13 protein-coding genes are annotated in these 13,989 nt (G+C 71.9%); 3 read left to right on the top strand and 10 right to left on the bottom strand.

Annotation, left to right across the window (positions count from 1 at the left end; all coding sequences use genetic code 11):
• Positions 1 to 165: 165 nt before the first annotated feature.
• Positions 166 to 636 (top strand): hypothetical protein, encoded by a 471-nt coding sequence (locus ACMTAK_RS38890; RefSeq protein WP_413810499.1) that lies wholly within the window; start codon positions 166 to 168, stop codon positions 634 to 636.
• Between the two features lie 148 nt (positions 637 to 784).
• Positions 785 to 1,456, top strand: coding sequence for a FadR/GntR family transcriptional regulator (locus tag ACMTAK_RS38885; protein WP_413810498.1), 672 nt, complete (start codon positions 785 to 787; stop codon positions 1,454 to 1,456).
• A 272-nt stretch (positions 1,457 to 1,728) separates the two neighbouring features.
• Here ACMTAK_RS38885 and ACMTAK_RS38880 read toward each other — a convergent pair whose 3' ends face one another.
• The 7 genes from ACMTAK_RS38880 to ACMTAK_RS38850 form a co-directional block, all read right to left on the bottom strand.
• Positions 1,729 to 2,580 carry an amidohydrolase family protein gene (locus tag ACMTAK_RS38880; protein ID WP_413813134.1) on the bottom strand — a complete coding sequence of 284 codons (852 nt, stop codon included), beginning with the start codon at positions 2,578 to 2,580 and terminating at the stop codon, positions 1,729 to 1,731.
• Positions 2,581 to 2,605: 25 nt separating this feature from the next.
• Positions 2,606 to 3,613, bottom strand: coding sequence for an aldo/keto reductase (locus tag ACMTAK_RS38875; protein ID WP_413810497.1), 1,008 nt, complete (start codon positions 3,611 to 3,613; stop codon positions 2,606 to 2,608).
• A 16-nt stretch (positions 3,614 to 3,629) separates the two neighbouring features.
• Positions 3,630 to 4,664 (bottom strand): ABC transporter permease, encoded by a 1,035-nt coding sequence (locus tag ACMTAK_RS38870; protein ID WP_037956487.1) that lies wholly within the window; start codon positions 4,662 to 4,664, stop codon positions 3,630 to 3,632.
• Positions 4,661 to 6,247 carry a sugar ABC transporter ATP-binding protein gene (locus ACMTAK_RS38865; RefSeq protein WP_413810496.1) on the bottom strand — a complete coding sequence of 529 codons (1,587 nt, stop codon included), beginning with the start codon at positions 6,245 to 6,247 and terminating at the stop codon, positions 4,661 to 4,663. The genes ACMTAK_RS38870 and ACMTAK_RS38865 overlap by 4 nt, the downstream gene beginning before the upstream one ends.
• Before the next feature lie 2 nt (positions 6,248 to 6,249).
• Positions 6,250 to 7,284, bottom strand: a complete 1,035-nt coding sequence (locus tag ACMTAK_RS38860; protein ID WP_413810495.1) for a sugar ABC transporter substrate-binding protein — start codon at positions 7,282 to 7,284, stop codon at positions 6,250 to 6,252.
• A gap of 99 nt (positions 7,285 to 7,383) precedes the next feature.
• Positions 7,384 to 8,160 (bottom strand): SDR family NAD(P)-dependent oxidoreductase, encoded by a 777-nt coding sequence (locus tag ACMTAK_RS38855; RefSeq protein ID WP_413810494.1) that lies wholly within the window; start codon positions 8,158 to 8,160, stop codon positions 7,384 to 7,386.
• The gene (locus tag ACMTAK_RS38850; protein ID WP_413813133.1) at positions 8,157 to 9,461 is read right to left on the bottom strand and encodes an enolase C-terminal domain-like protein; all 1,305 of its coding nucleotides are present in this window, start codon (positions 9,459 to 9,461) and stop codon (positions 8,157 to 8,159) included. The genes ACMTAK_RS38855 and ACMTAK_RS38850 overlap by 4 nt, the downstream gene beginning before the upstream one ends.
• A 337-nt stretch (positions 9,462 to 9,798) precedes the next feature.
• On the opposite strand from ACMTAK_RS38850, the gene ACMTAK_RS38845 reads away from it, so the two are divergent.
• Entirely contained in the window at positions 9,799 to 10,953 is a 1,155-nt protein-coding gene (locus ACMTAK_RS38845; protein WP_413810493.1) for a PAC2 family protein, read from the top strand.
• Positions 10,954 to 11,126: 173 nt separating this feature from the next.
• Here the strand turns inward: ACMTAK_RS38845 and mshC are convergent, their stop codons facing one another.
• The 3 genes from mshC to ACMTAK_RS38830 all read right to left on the bottom strand — a co-directional run bounded on the left by mshC (position 11,127) and on the right by ACMTAK_RS38830 (position 13,978).
• Positions 11,127 to 12,356 (bottom strand): cysteine--1-D-myo-inosityl 2-amino-2-deoxy-alpha-D-glucopyranoside ligase, encoded by a 1,230-nt coding sequence (gene mshC / locus ACMTAK_RS38840; RefSeq protein WP_413810492.1) that lies wholly within the window; start codon positions 12,354 to 12,356, stop codon positions 11,127 to 11,129.
• A gap of 153 nt (positions 12,357 to 12,509) precedes the next feature.
• Complete coding sequence (locus tag ACMTAK_RS38835) at positions 12,510 to 13,424, bottom strand: SCO1664 family protein (RefSeq protein ID WP_413810491.1); 915 nt, start codon at positions 13,422 to 13,424, stop codon at positions 12,510 to 12,512.
• Positions 13,388 to 13,978, bottom strand: coding sequence for a DUF3090 domain-containing protein (locus tag ACMTAK_RS38830; RefSeq protein ID WP_413810490.1), 591 nt, complete (start codon positions 13,976 to 13,978; stop codon positions 13,388 to 13,390). The genes ACMTAK_RS38835 and ACMTAK_RS38830 overlap by 37 nt, the downstream gene beginning before the upstream one ends.
• Between the last annotated feature and the right edge of the window lie 11 nt (positions 13,979 to 13,989).

The raw sequence follows: 13,989 nt of genomic DNA, 5'->3' as shown, positions 1-13,989 counted from the left end.
GTGGCCGCCTCGGCGGGAGCCGCCGAACTTACTCGCGCGTTAAAAATCAGCTGAATCGCTCTTGCCTTCTTCGGCGGTGCGCGCATCAATGACATCGCCCGTGGATGACGGGCGGGAACCCCCCACACATCAGCCGCACTTTCCCCCACTCCGGAAGGCAATCCCATGAGACGGTTCAAGCTCGGGATCAGCACGGCAATGGGAACAGCAGCACTGGCCGCCGGCGCGCTGGCGCTGGCACCGACCGCGTCCGCGGTCGACCCCACGTCCGCCACCCTCACGGCGGACTGCGGGACGTACGGGTCGGGCCTGGCCACCCTGACCGCCACGCAGAGCGGGACCTCCGCGACCATCACCCTGTCCTCGGGGGCGATCAAGGCCCCGATCGACGTTCCGGCGGGCTCGGTGAGCTCGACGCTGACGCTGTCGAAGAGCGGCGGCGGAACCAAGACCTTCACCGGGAACTCCAACCCGGCGATCCCGACCGGCTCCGACGTGACCACCGGCCCGCTCAAGGGCACGGTGGCCGCGGGCGACGTCCTGGAGGCCAAGTCGCTCAAGCTGGTCATCTTCGGTCTGATCACGGTGAACTGCACCGCCACCTCGGCCCAGTCCCCGGGGCCGTTCACTTTCTGAGCCATCCGATGAACCGGCTCTGAGCCCGCCCTCGGGCCCTCCCGGCAGAAGGTCACAGCGGACCGGCGGCGTCCCCGGCAGACGCCGCCGGTCCAAGCACGTCATAATGGACCTGATACATCGGATGTTTGGCCCGGGGAGGTCCACCATGGCGGTCACCGACGAGGCGATCGAAAAAATCAAGGGCATGATCGTCTCGGGCGCGCTGCGCCCCGGTGACCGGCTCCCCAAGGAGAGTGAGCTGGCCGCCGATCTGGGGCTGTCGCGCAACTCGCTGCGGGAGGCCGTCCGGGCGCTGTCGCTGATCCGGATCCTCGACGTACGGCAGGGCGACGGCACCTATGTGACCAGCCTCGATCCCCAGCTGCTGCTGGAGGCGCTGAGCTTCGTGGTGGACTTCCACCGCGATGACACGGTATTGGAGTTCCTGGCGGTGCGGCGGATCCTGGAGCCCGCGGCCACGGCGCTGGCCTCCACCCGGATCAGCGACGCCGAGCTGGGCCGGCTCCAGGAGCAGCTGGACGCGCTCGGACAGGAGCCCTCGGTGGAGGAGCTGGTCGCCTGCGATCTGGAGTTCCACCGCGGCATCGTCCAGTCCTCCGGCAATTCGGTGCTCTGCTCGCTGCTCGACGGGCTCTCCGGGCCCACCACCCGGGCCCGGGTGTGGCGCGGTCTGACGCAGGAGGACGCGGTCAGCCGCACCCTCCATGAGCACCGGGCGATCCTGGCCGCCCTGCGGGACCGTGACGCGGAGGCGGCACGGTCCTGGGCGACGGTGCACATCGCGAGCGTGGAGCAGTGGCTGCGCTCCACGCTGTGAGCCCACCGGGGCTCCGCCCCGGCCCCCGCTGGAGGCTCCGCCCCCGGCCCCCCGCCCGCGGGGGTGGGGTGGGGCCTTCCGCCAGGGTCCTTCTGACGGATCTCCGTGGAGGAAGGAGCGGCGTCAGGGGGCACCTCCCGGCGGTAGCTGGGGGAGCGTGCTCTCGGCGTGCCGCGCGGAAGCCCTCGTAGCGGAGCTACTTGGGTTTTCGCGCGGTGGGGCGAGAGGGCGTGCCGGGCGTCGCGACGCCGCGGAGATCCGTCAGAAGGACCCTAGGTTCCCAGACCGTACGCGCGGGCCGCGTTGCCGCCGAAGACGGCGGCGCGCTCGTCCTCGCCGAGCCGGAGGGTGGCCCGGTCCGCGACGGCCACCACCTCGTCGTAGGTCGCGGCCAGGAGGCACACCGGCCAGTCGGAGCCGAACAGCACCCGGCCGGGCCCGAAGGCGTCCAGCACATGCCAGGCGTACGGGAGCACCTGCTCGGGCTTCCAGCCCTCCCAGTCGGCCTCGGTGACCAGACCGGACAGCTTGCAGTCGACGTTCGGCAGGGCCGCGAGCGCGGCCAGCTGCCAGGCCCAGGGATCGCGCTCACCGCTCGCCACGGGCGGCTTGGCCGCGTGGTCCAGGACGAAGCGCAGCTGCGGCAGCTCGCGGACGGCGTCCAGGGCCGCGGGCAGCTCGCGCGGGGTGACCAGCAGGTCGTAGGCCAGCCCCGCCTCGGCCACGGCGGCCAGCCCCCGGCGGGCGTCCTCCCGGTCCAGCCACCGCGGATCCGGCTCGTCCTGCACCTGGTGGCGCAGGCCCACCAGCCGGTCGCCGCCGGGCCCGGCGGCCAGCTCCGCGAGCACCTCGCCCACCCCGGGGTCGGTGAGGTCGGCCCAGCCGACGACGCCCGCGATCCGGTCCGATCCACCGGCCAGGGCGAGGAGCTCCCGGGTCTCCGCCACGGAGGAGCTGGACTGGACGACGACGGTGGCGTCGATCCCATGGGCGTCCAGGTGCGGGGCGAGGTCGTCCGGGGTGAAGGTGCGGCGGATGGGCTCGGCCCACGCGCCGTCCATCCACGGCTGCTCACGGCGGGTCAGGTCCCACAGGTGGTGGTGGGCGTCGATACGGCGCGGCAAGGGCACTCGGGCACTCCTCGGGGGCTCAGTACGGCAGCGGGATGTCGTCGTCGAGCAGACCGCGCCGGACCAGGGCCTGCCACAGCTCATCGGGGATGTCGTGGGCGAACAGCTCGGCATTGTCCCGGACTTCGGCCGGGGAGGCGCAGCCGACCACCGCCGCGGCCACCGCGGGGTGGCCGAAGGGGAAGCGCAGCGCGGCGGCCCGCAGCGGCACCTCGAACTCGGCGCACACCTCGGCCAGCCGCCGGGCCCGCGCGAGGAGTTCGGGCGGCGCCTGCTGGTAGTCGTAGCGGGCCCCGGGGGCGGGGTCGGCGAGCAGCCCGGAGTTGTAGACCCCGGCGGCCACCACGGAGGTGCCGCGCCGCTCGCACACCGGCAGCAGATCGTCGAAGGCGGTGCGCTCCAGCAGCGTCCAGCGCCCGGCGCACATTACGACGTCCACGTCGAAGTCGGCGACGAACCGGGCGAGGAGGTCGCTGTGGTTCATGCCGAAGCCGATGGCCCGGACGAGCTTCTCCCCCTTCAGCTCGGCCAGCGCCGCGAAGGCCGTCTCATAGACCTCACGGACGTGGTTCTCCGGGTCGTGGAGGTAGACGATGTCCACGGCGTCGACCCCGAGCCGTTCCAGGGAGGACTCGAGGCTCGCGCGGATGCCGTCCCGGGTGAAGTCCCACTCCCGGACCCGGTCGGGGGTGTCGGCGAAGCCGTCCGCCTGGACGGGCTCTCCGGGGGCGCGCGGCCGCAGCCGCCGCCCCACCTTGGTGGAGAGTGTGTACCCGGCGCGTTCGCGCCCGGCCAGCACCCGCCCCAGCCGCTCCTCGGACAGCCCGACCCCGTAGTGCGGCGCGGTGTCCATATAGCTGAGGCCGGTGTCGAACGCCGCCCTTACGGTGTCCAGCGCACGCTCCTCCGGCACCGCCTCGTAGAGATTGGCCAGCGGTGCGCAGCCCAGGCCCAGGGGTGGTACGCGCACCCCCGAGCGCCCCAGTTCGCGCGGGCCGCTCGGTACCCGTCCGCCGTCGACCGCCATGGCTTCCTCCCGGCTCTCAGTCCTGCTTCTCGCCGCTGGCGTAGCGGGAGATGATCAGCGCGACGATGATGATCGAGCCGTTGATGAACTGGTTCCACAGGGGCGGTACCCCGCCGAGGGTCATCACATTGACGACCAGTTGCAGGGTCAGCACACCGGTGAGCGCGCCGAAGAGGGTGCCGCGGCCGCCCTTGAGGCTGATCCCGCCGATGACCGCCGCGGCGAACACCTGGAAGATCCAGCCGTTGCCCTGGGTCGCGGCGACCGAGCCGTAGTGGCCCGTGTACAGGATGCCCGCGAAGGCGGCCAGGAGTCCGCCGACGCTCAGCACGATCCAGGTGATCCGGTCCACCCGGATGCCCGCCGCGCGCGCGGCCTCGGGGTTGCCGCCGATCGCGTACAGCGAGCGTCCGTGCCGCAGATAGCCCAGCGCCAGGCCGCCGAGGGCGTACAGCCCCAGGCAGATCCACACGGCGGCGGGCACGCCCAGCCACTCGGCCTTGCCGAGGTAGCGGAAGGACTCGGGGACGTTGACGATCGACTGGCCCTCGGCGATGCCGACCTGGAGTCCGCGCAGCATGGTGAGCATGCCCAGGGTCGCGATGAAGCCGTTGACGCGCAGTTTGAGCATCAGGAAGCCGTTGGCGGCGCCGATCAGCGCCCCGACCGCCAGGCACAGCGGTATCGCGGTCCACACCGGCAGCAGCCCCAGGCCCTCGAACCGCGCCCCGTGCTCGGGCAGCACCAGCCACAGGGCGATCACCGGCGCCACGGCGATGGTCGACTCCAGGGAGAGGTCCATCCGCCCGCTGATCAGGATCAGCGCCTCGCCCAGCACCAGCAGCCCCAGTTCGGTGGACTGCTGGACGACGCCGATCAGGTTGTCCTCGGTGAGGAAGGCGGGCGAGACGATGAAGCCGATCACCCCGAGGACGAAGATCACGGGGACCAGCGACAGATCGCGCCAGCGCGCGATGTCGATCCGCGGCCGGCCCCCCGCCGGGTCGTCAGCCACCGCCTCGGCGGTCCGCTGCCGTGCGGTATCGGTCATGTCTGCCTTCCTTCTGTGCGGTCTTCGGTGTCCCCCGCCGTGCCGTTGGTGCCCGGCTCCGTGATGCCCTCCATGGCGGCCACGAGCTGACGGTCGCTCCAGCCGCTGCCGAACTCCGCGACCACCCGCCCGTGGAAGAACGCCAGGATCCGGTCGCAGACCCGCAGATCGTCCAGTTCGTCGGAGACGATGACCGCGCCGCTCCCGGACGCGGCCACGTCCCGTACGACGCCGAGCAGCGCGTCCTTGGACTTCACGTCCACCCCGGCGGTCGGGCGGATCGCGACCAGGACGCTGGGTTCACGGGCCAGCGCCCGCGCGATGACGACCTTCTGCTGATTTCCGCCGGACAAACCCGAAACGGGCTGCGAAGGTCCCGAGGTCTTGATGTCCAGGGAGGTGATCATCCGCTGGGCGAAGGCACGGGTCCGGGAGGGCAGCACCGTGCCGTAGGGCCCGAGCTGGTCGGTGACGGTCAGCGTGGCGTTCTCGGCGACGCTGCGGCCCAGGACCAGGCCCTGGTCGTGCCGGTCCTCCGGGACGTAGCCGATGCCCGCGTCGATGGCGTGCGGCACGCTGCCGGGGCGCACCGGCCGGCCGCGCACCGACAGCCGCCCGCCGGCCGGTTTGCGCAAGCCCACCAGGGTCTCGCCGACCGCCGTGTTACCGCTGGCCGTGGCCCCGGCCAGGCCGAGCACCTCGCCCGGGCGCACCACCAGGTCCAGCGGGTCGAACTCGCCCTCCAGGGCGAGCCCTTCGGTGCGCAGCACCGGCTCCCCGTCCGGGTCGGCCTCCTTACGGGCGACGGGGGCGCGGACGACGGCCCGGGAGTCGCCCTCGGGCGCCCCGCCGTCGTCCCCGGTCATCGCCGCCACCAGCTCCTCCTTGGGGAGGCCGGCGACCGGGGCGGTCAGCACATGGCGGGCGTCGCGGAAGACGGTGACGGTGTCGCAGAGTTCGTAGACCTCTTGCAGATGGTGCGAGATGAACAGGAAGGCGACCCCCTGCCGGCGCAGTTCGAGCAGCTTGGCGAAGAGCCGGTCGATCCCGCCCGCGTCGAGCTGGGCGGTGGGCTCGTCGAGGATGATCAGCCGGGCGCCGAAGGAGAGCGCGCGGGCGATCTCCACGAACTGCCGCTGCTCGACGCTGAGATCCTTCGCCCGCGCCTGCGGATCCACCTCCACGCCGTACTCCGCCAGCAGCGCGCGGGCGTCCTCGCGCAGGGCGCGCCAGCGGATGCGCCCCGCGCCCGGGAAGCGGTTGAGGTAGAGGTTCTCGGCGACCGTCAGGTCCGGGACCACCATCGACTTCTGGTAGACGCAGGCCACCTTGCGCTGCCAGGCGGCGGTGTCGCCGTAGCCGGGGGCGGACTCGCCCGCGAAGGTCACCTCGCCCTCGTCCGGGCGCTCCATCCCGGTCAGGACGGACACCAGCGTGGACTTGCCCGCCCCGTTGCGCCCGACGAGCGCATGGGCCTCCCCGGGCCGCACCGCCAGCCGGGCGTGGTCCAGGGCGACGGTGGGCCCGAACCGTTTGACGATGCCCTGGGCCCGTACGACGGCGGGCTGCTCGGCCTCGGCCATGGTCACTTCTTCTCGAGCTGGTTGGCCCACAACTTCTTGTCGTCGACGTTCTCCTTGGTCACCAGCGGCGCCGGGAGCTGGTCCTCCAGGCCGTTCCCGATCTTGACGATCTTGGAGTCGTGGTCGGTCGGGCCGGGTTTGAACGTCTTGCCGTCCAGAGCGGCCTTCGCGTAGTTCAGGGCCCACTGGGCGTAGAGGTCGGCGGGCTGGGAGAGCGTGGCGTCGATCTTGCCGGAGCGGATCGCGTCCAGCTCCTCGGGTATCCCGTCGTTGGAGATGATCGTGATGTGCTTGGCCGAACCGGCGGGCTTCAGCAGCCGCTTCTGCTCCAGCAGCGCGAGCGTGGGCTGCAGGAAGGCGCCGCCCGCCTGCATGTAGATGCCGTTCACGTCCTTGTGCTGGGCCAGGAGGCTCTGGAGCTTGGCGGAGGCCACATCGCCCTTCCAGTCGGTGGGCAGCTCATGCACCTTGATGCCGGGGTACTTCTTCTTCATGCAGGAGGCGAACGCCTGCGAGCGGTCCCGGCCGTTGATGGAGCTGAGGTCGCCCTGGAGCTCCGCGATCCGGCCCTTGCCGCCCAGCTTCTCGCCGAGGTACTCGCACGCCTTGGTGCCGTACGCCCGGTTGTCGGCGCGCACCACCATGTAGACCTTGCCGGAGTCGGGCCGGGTGTCCACGCTGATGACGGGGATCTTCTTCTCCTCCAGCTGCTCCAGGGTGGAGGAGATGGCCCCGGTGTCCTGGGGGGCCATGATGACCGCCTTGGCGCCCTGGTCGGTGAACGCCTGGACGTTGGCGACCAGCTTGCCGATGTCGTTCTGCGAGTTGGACAGCGGGAGCGCGGAGACCGTGCCCTTGTCGATGCCCTTCTCCAGGTACTGCTGGTAGGAGTTCCAGAAGTCGGTGTCCGTCCGCGGCATGTCGATGCCGACCTTGCCGCCGCCGGCGCCATTGCTCTCTCGGTTGCAGCCGGTGAGCGCTGCGACGGCCAGCAGCACGGCGCAGGCGGCGGTGCCGGTGGTGCGGAGTCTCGTCATCGAGTCCCGTCCTTGGTCGTTCCTGGGTCGAGTCGTGCGGGTTGTGCCGGCCTCGGGCGGAGGCGATTGTGCGGTTGTCTCAAGGGATCGGGCGGTTGTCTAGGAGGAGGCGGGGCGCAGTCGCAGCCCCTGCATCCCTCCGTCGACGGCCAGCGCGGTGCCGGTGACGGCCGCGGCGGCGGGGCTGGCGAGGTACGCGACGGCGGCGGCCACCTCGTCGGCGGAGACCAGCCGTCCGGTGGGCTGCCGGGCCTCCAGGGCGGCGCGCTCGGCCGCCGGGTCGGGGGCCTGGCCGAGCAGCCGGCCGACCCACGGGGTGTCCACGGTGCCGGGGTTGACGCAGTTGACGCGCACCCCTTCGCGGATGTGGTCCGCCGCCATGGCGAGGGTCAACGACAGCACCGCGCCCTTGCTGGCGCTGTACGCGGCGCGCTGCGGCAGCCCCGCGGTGGCGGCGATCGAGCAGGTGTGGGTGATGGAGACGGCGCCGGGCCGGTCGGCCGCGGCGGCGCGCAAGTGGGGCAGCGCGGCCCGCGCGGTGCGGACCAGGCCCAGCACATTGATGTCCAGCAGCCGGTGCCACTCCTCGTCGGAGTTGTCCTCGACGCTGCCGATCGCGCCGATGCCCGCGTTGCCGACGACGGTGTGCAGGGCGCCGAACTCGGCCACGGCCGCGTCCACCGCCGTCCTGACCCCCTCGTCGGAGGTGACATCGGCCTTGAGCGGCAGTGTGCCGTCCGGGGCGCCCGACGGATCGCGGTCGAGCACGGCGACCCGCGCGCCCCGGTCGCGCAGCGCGGCGGCGATGGCGGCGCCGATGCCGGAGGCGCCGCCGGTGACGAGCGCGGCCAGCCCTTCGAAGTCGCCGGTGGTCACTGGTGGTCCTCCTGAGGCTCTACGGGTGCGGACGGTGCCGGTGCGGACGGAGCCGGTACGGGCCGTGCGAGGCGGGCCCGCCATTCGGGCCCGTCCGGATAGCGGTAGGCGGCGATCGACTCTGGGTACATACGGGCGGAGAAGCCCGGCGCGGTCGGAGCCCGGTAGCGGCCCGACTCGACGACCGCGGGATCGGCGAAGTGCTCGTGGAGGTGGTCGACATACTCGATGACCCGGTCCTCCCAGCTGCCCGAGACGGCCACGAAGTCGAACATGGCCAGGTGCTGGACGAGTTCGCACAGCCCGACGCCGCCCGCGTGCGGGCACACCGGAACTCCGTACTTGGCGGCGAGCAGCAGGATCGTGAGGTTCTCGTTGACCCCCGCGACCCGTGCCGCATCGATCTGGACGAAATCCACCGCCTCGGCCTGGAGCAGCTGCTTGAAGACCACGCGGTTGGCGACATGCTCACCGGTGGCCACCTTGACCGGCTGTCCGGCGCGGATGGCGGCGTGGGCGAGGACGTCGTCCGGGCTGGTGGGCTCCTCGATCCAGTGCGGGTCGTACGGCGCGAGGGCGCTCATCCAGCGCACCGCCTCCGCCACGTCCCAGCGCTGGTTGGCGTCCACGGCGATGCGCACATCGGGGCCGACCGCCTCGCGTGCGAGCCGCATCCGTCTGAGGTCCTCGTCCAGATCGGACCCGACCTTGAGCTTGATCTGGACGAAGCCGTCGGCGACGGCCTCCTGCGCCAGCTTGATCATTTTCTCGTCGGAGTAGCCGAGCCAGCCGGGCGAGGTGGTGTAGGCCGGGTAGCCCCGCTCGCGCAGCCGAGCGGCGCGCTCGGCGCGGCCGGGCTCGGCGGCGCGCAGGATGGCGAGCGCCTCCTCCGGGGTGAGCGCGTCGCTGAGGTAGCGGAAGTCGACCAGCTCGACCAGCTCCTCGGGCGACATCTCGGCGAGGAACTGCCACAGGGGCTTTCCGGCCTGCCGGGCGGCGAGGTCCCAGGCGGCGTTGACCACCGCGCCCGCGGCCATGTGCATGACGCCCTTCTCGGGCCCCAGCCAGCGCAGCTGGGAGTCATGGGTCAGCTCACGGTGCAGGGCGGCGAGATCGGCGGCCGTCAGAGGCGCGGGGCGGCCCACCACATGGGGGCGCAGGGAGCGGATGGCGGCCGCGGTGACATCGTTGCCGCGGCCGATGGTGAAGACGAAGCCGTGTCCCTCGGAGGCCGCCGCGCCCTCCCCCGCGTCCGTGCGCAACACGACATAGGCGGCGGAGTAGTCGGGGTCCGGGTTCATGGCGTCCGAGCCGTCGAGCTGCTCCGAGGTGGGAAACCGGATGTCATGGACCTCGAGCTCGGTGACGGATGGACGCTGACTCAATGGGGGCTCCCTGAAACGATGCGCGAGAGAGAACATCGGACCTTTCGCGATGATCCGATGTATAGCGCTGCCCTAAGGGTTTCGTCCAGAGGTGTGGCCGAACTTTCGAAGGACAGATCGGATGAATCTCTTAGTGCTCCTGGACAGGGGCTGCGGCCGGGGCCCCGGAAAGCCGTAGGCTTGGGTGGCACGCAATGGGAAACTGCAGCTGGAGGCGGCATCATCCGTCCGCCCCGGTGGAAGGAGGCGCTGGGTGATCGAGCTTGAGGGGGTTCCCGAGCTGATCGACCCGGTCATGATCTGTGCCTTCGAGGGCTGGAACGACGCCGGAGACGCCGCCTCGACCGCGGTCGGGCACCTGGATCGGGAGTGGAAGGGCGAGGTCTTCGCCTCGCTCGACGCGGAGGACTACTACGACTTCCAGGTGAACCGGCCCACCGTCGCCCTGGAGGGCGGGGTGCGCAAGATCACTTGGCCGACGACCCGGCTCTCGGTGGTCCGGGCGGACACCGGGGAGAAGTCCCGGGACCTGGTGCTGGTGCGCGGTATCGAACCGAGCATGCGCTGGCGGTCGTTCTGCAACGAGATCCTCGGCTACGCCCATGAGTTGGGCGTGGAGATGGTCGTCATCCTCGGCGCGCTGCTCGGCGACACCCCGCACACCCGGCCGGTGCCGGTCAGCGGGGTGACCTCCGACCCGGACCTGGCCCGCAGCCTCGATCTGGAGGAGACCCGCTACGAGGGCCCGACCGGGATCGTCGGGGTCCTCCAGGAGGCGTGCGCCCACGCCGGCGTCCCGGCGGTGAGCCTGTGGGCGGCCGTGCCGCACTACGTCTCGCAGCCGCCGAACCCGAAGGCCACCCTGGCGCTGCTGAACCGCCTCGAGGACCTCATCACGGTGCGCATCCCCCTGGGCGAGCTGACGGAGGACTCCCGGGCCTGGCAGCTGGGCGTGGACCAGCTGGCCGCAGAGGACAGCGAGGTCGCCGAGTACGTCCAATCGCTGGAGGAGGCGCGGGACACCGCCGAGCTGCCCGAGGCGTCCGGCGAGGCCATCGCCCGCGAGTTCGAGCGCTATCTGCGGCGGCGCGACGGCCAGCCCGGCCCCGCGGGCGGCCACGCGACCGAGAGCGGCGGTCTGGAGGGCGGCTCGGGAGGCCCGAGCGCCCCCTATCTGCGCGATCCCTCCACCGGCCACGGGCGGCCGCGCAAGCCGTCCCCCAAGGACGAGATGGCCAAGGACGACGCCGAGGACACCGGCGGCGCCGAGGACGAGGCCAAGGACGTGGACGAGGCCAAGCAGGCCGACAGCGCCAAGGGGGCGGACGACGCCAAGGGGGCGGACGACGGCCAGGGCACCGAGGACCGGGGCGACGACGGGGACGAGGGGTCCGGCTCCGACCGGTAACCCCGGCCGCCACGCACGGCGCACGACCCCACACCACGCGCACCACACCGCGTACACCGCGCACGACGCGTACGGCACGCACGACGCGTAGGAGACAGCACGAAGCCCGCGCCGGGATGACCCCGGCGCGGGCTCATGCGTTCAACGTCGCGGCGCGGCGCCCCGACGACGCGTCAGAGTGCCACGCCCAGCAGCGCGTCCACGGCGCGCGAGACAAGTCCTGGCGCCCCCTCGTCCGTACCGCCGGTGGCCGACTGCGCGGCGGCCCAGCGGTCGACGGCGGCCAGGGCGGCCGGGGAGTCCAGGTCGTCCGCGAGCGCCTCGCGGATCTCCTCCACCAGCGCGTCGGCCGAGGGCCCGTCGGGCCGCGAGACGGCGGCACGCCAGCGGGCGAGGCGCTCCTCGGCCTCCCGCAGCAGCCCGTCCGTCCATTCCCAGTCCGAGCGGTAGTGGCGGGCCAGCAGCGCGAGCCGTATGGCCGCCGGGTCGACGCCGTCGCGGCGCAGCGCCGAGACGAAGACCAGGTTGCCCTTGGACTTGGACATCTTCTCGCCGTCCAGGGCCACCATCCCGGCGTGTACGTACGTCTTGGCGAACGGCCGCTCACCGGTGAGGACCTGGGCGTGCGAGGCGCCCATCTCGTGGTGCGGGAAGGCGAGATCGGATCCGCCGCCCTGCACGTCGAAGCCCATGCCGAGGTGGTCAAGGGCGATGGCCACGCACTCGATGTGCCAGCCGGGGCGGCCACGGCCGAGCGATCCGCCGTCCCAACTCGGCTCGCCGTCACGGGCGGCCATCCACAGCATCGGGTCGAGGGGGCTCTTCTTGCCCGGGCGCTCCGGGTCGCCGCCGCGCTCGGCGGACAGCAGCCGCATGGCCTCGGCGTCGAGCCGGCTGACCGAGCCGAAGGCGGGGTCGGACTCCACGGAGAAGTAGATGTCGCCTTCGAGTTCATAGGCGGCGCCCAGGTCGCGCAGCCGCTCCACGAGCGGCACGATCCCCGGAATCGCCTCGACGGCGCCGATGTAGTGCCGCGGGGGGAGCATCCGCAGGGCCGTCATGTCCTCGCGGAAGAGGGCGGTCTCGCGCTCGGCCAGGGCCACCCAGTCGTCGCCGTTCTCCTGCGCCCGCTCCAACAGGGGATCGTCGACATCGGTGACGTTCTGGACGTAGTGCACCTGGCGCTTGGTGTCGAGCCATACGCGCTGAACGAGGTCGAACGCGTTGTAGGTCGCGGCATGACCCATGTGGGTCGCGTCGTACGGGGTGATCCCGCAGACGTAGATGCGCGCGACGGGACCGGGGGTCAGGGTGATCCTTCCCCCGGTCGCGGTGTCGTGAATGCTCAGGTCGCGGCCACTGCCGGGCAGGGCGGGAACCTCAGAAGCGGGCCAGGCATACATGCAATGAGCGTAACCGGATGCAGCGTCCGTATACGAACCGGACCAGTGGTGTTGGCCGGATGGGCAGTCTTGCGCGGACGCCCACGAGCTGCTTGAGCTGCCCGATCCTCGTTCCAGGGACTCCCGGACGGGGGCACCGCGGCCCCCGTACGGTCAGACCGGCGGCCAGGGGATGGCGGGCCACTGGCCGCTGGGCTCGGGGTGCTTCCCCGTGCGCAACAGCGCGGCGACACGGGCCCGCAGGGCCTCGATCTCGGCCCCGGTGATCAGCTCCGCCAGCCGGGCGCTCAGCGGGCCGCCGTCGGCCAGCTCGCCCGCCAGCCGGCGCAGCACCTCCAGCACATCGTCCGGCAGCGGCTCCCCGGCCCAGCCCCACAGCAGCGTGCGCAGCTTGTCGTCGGCGTTGAAGGTCACTCCGTGATCAATCGCATAGAGCCGGCCACCGGCCGCGGGCAGCAGATGGCCGCCCTTGCGGTCGCCGTTGTTGATCACCGCGTCGAGGACGGCCAGCCGGCGCAGCCGTACGTCGTCGGCGTGGACCAGCAGCGCCGTACGGCCCTCGCCCACCTCGGCGTAGCCCACCGCCTTCCAGCCGGGTCCCGGTTCATCGCCCTCGACGAGCGCGAGCAGCTCCGCTCCCCCGGTCTCCTCCGAGCCGTCGCCGTCCGGCCCGTCGGTGGCCGTCTCGACCTCCACCCAGAGCTGGCACATCCCCTGCCCGTACGGCCCGTCGCGCAGCACCGTGGGCGGCACCAGGCCCCAGCCGGTGGCCTCGGAGATCTCGTACGCCGCGACCTCGCGCTGGGCGAGCGTGCCGTCCGGGAAGTCCCACAGCGGCCGCTCCCCGGCCACCGGCTTGTAGACGCAAGGGGCGCTGTGGCCCTCGTACTCGACCGTGCAGTACAGCACCGCGTTGGACGCCTCCCGGACCCGGCCGCGCACCGTCAGCTCACCGAGAGCCAGCAGCTCGGCCGGGGACAAGATGCGCGAAGGCTCCGTTGAGGATGGTGATGGGAGACGGGTGGGCGGCGTCAGGCTCCGCGGCGGTATCCGTTCTGGCGCGGACATACGTGTCCCTCCGGGTCGAGCGGCAGACTGCACAGCGGGCAGGGCGGCCGGCCGGCGTTGACGACCTCCAGGGCGCGCTTGGCGAACGCGCGCGCCTGCGTCCCGGTGAGCCGCACCCGCAGCATAGGCGGGCCGTTCACATCGTCCTGGAGCAGCCGCTCCTCGGCCTCGGCCAGGTCCTCCTCGGACTCGGCCTCCAACTCGACCAGCGCCTGCGCCTCGACGATCATCCGCTGCTCCTCGCCGTCCCAGGCGAGTGCCATGGTACCGACCCGGAACTCCTCCTCCACGGGGACTTCCAGCGGTGCGGTGTCGCTGACCTCGGTCGGTGCGACGGCGGGGACCGGGGCGTTTCCGCCGGTGCGCCGCACCACCTCGTCCAGCAGCTCGTCTATCCGCTCGGCCAACGCGGCGACCTGTGTCTTCTCCAACGCGACACTGGTGGTCCGGCTACCGGCGGACGCCTGCAGGAAAAAGGTACGGCGACCAGGCAGCCCGACCGTACCGGCGACGAAACGGTCCGGCGGGTCATAGAGGAACACCTGACGGGACAACGTCCTGCTCC

It is taken from the genome of Streptomyces lacaronensis, assembly GCF_047337785.1.
Lineage (GTDB): Bacteria > Actinomycetota > Actinomycetes > Streptomycetales > Streptomycetaceae > Streptomyces > Streptomyces lycopersici.
This window is presented reverse-complemented; position numbering and strand designations above follow the sequence as displayed.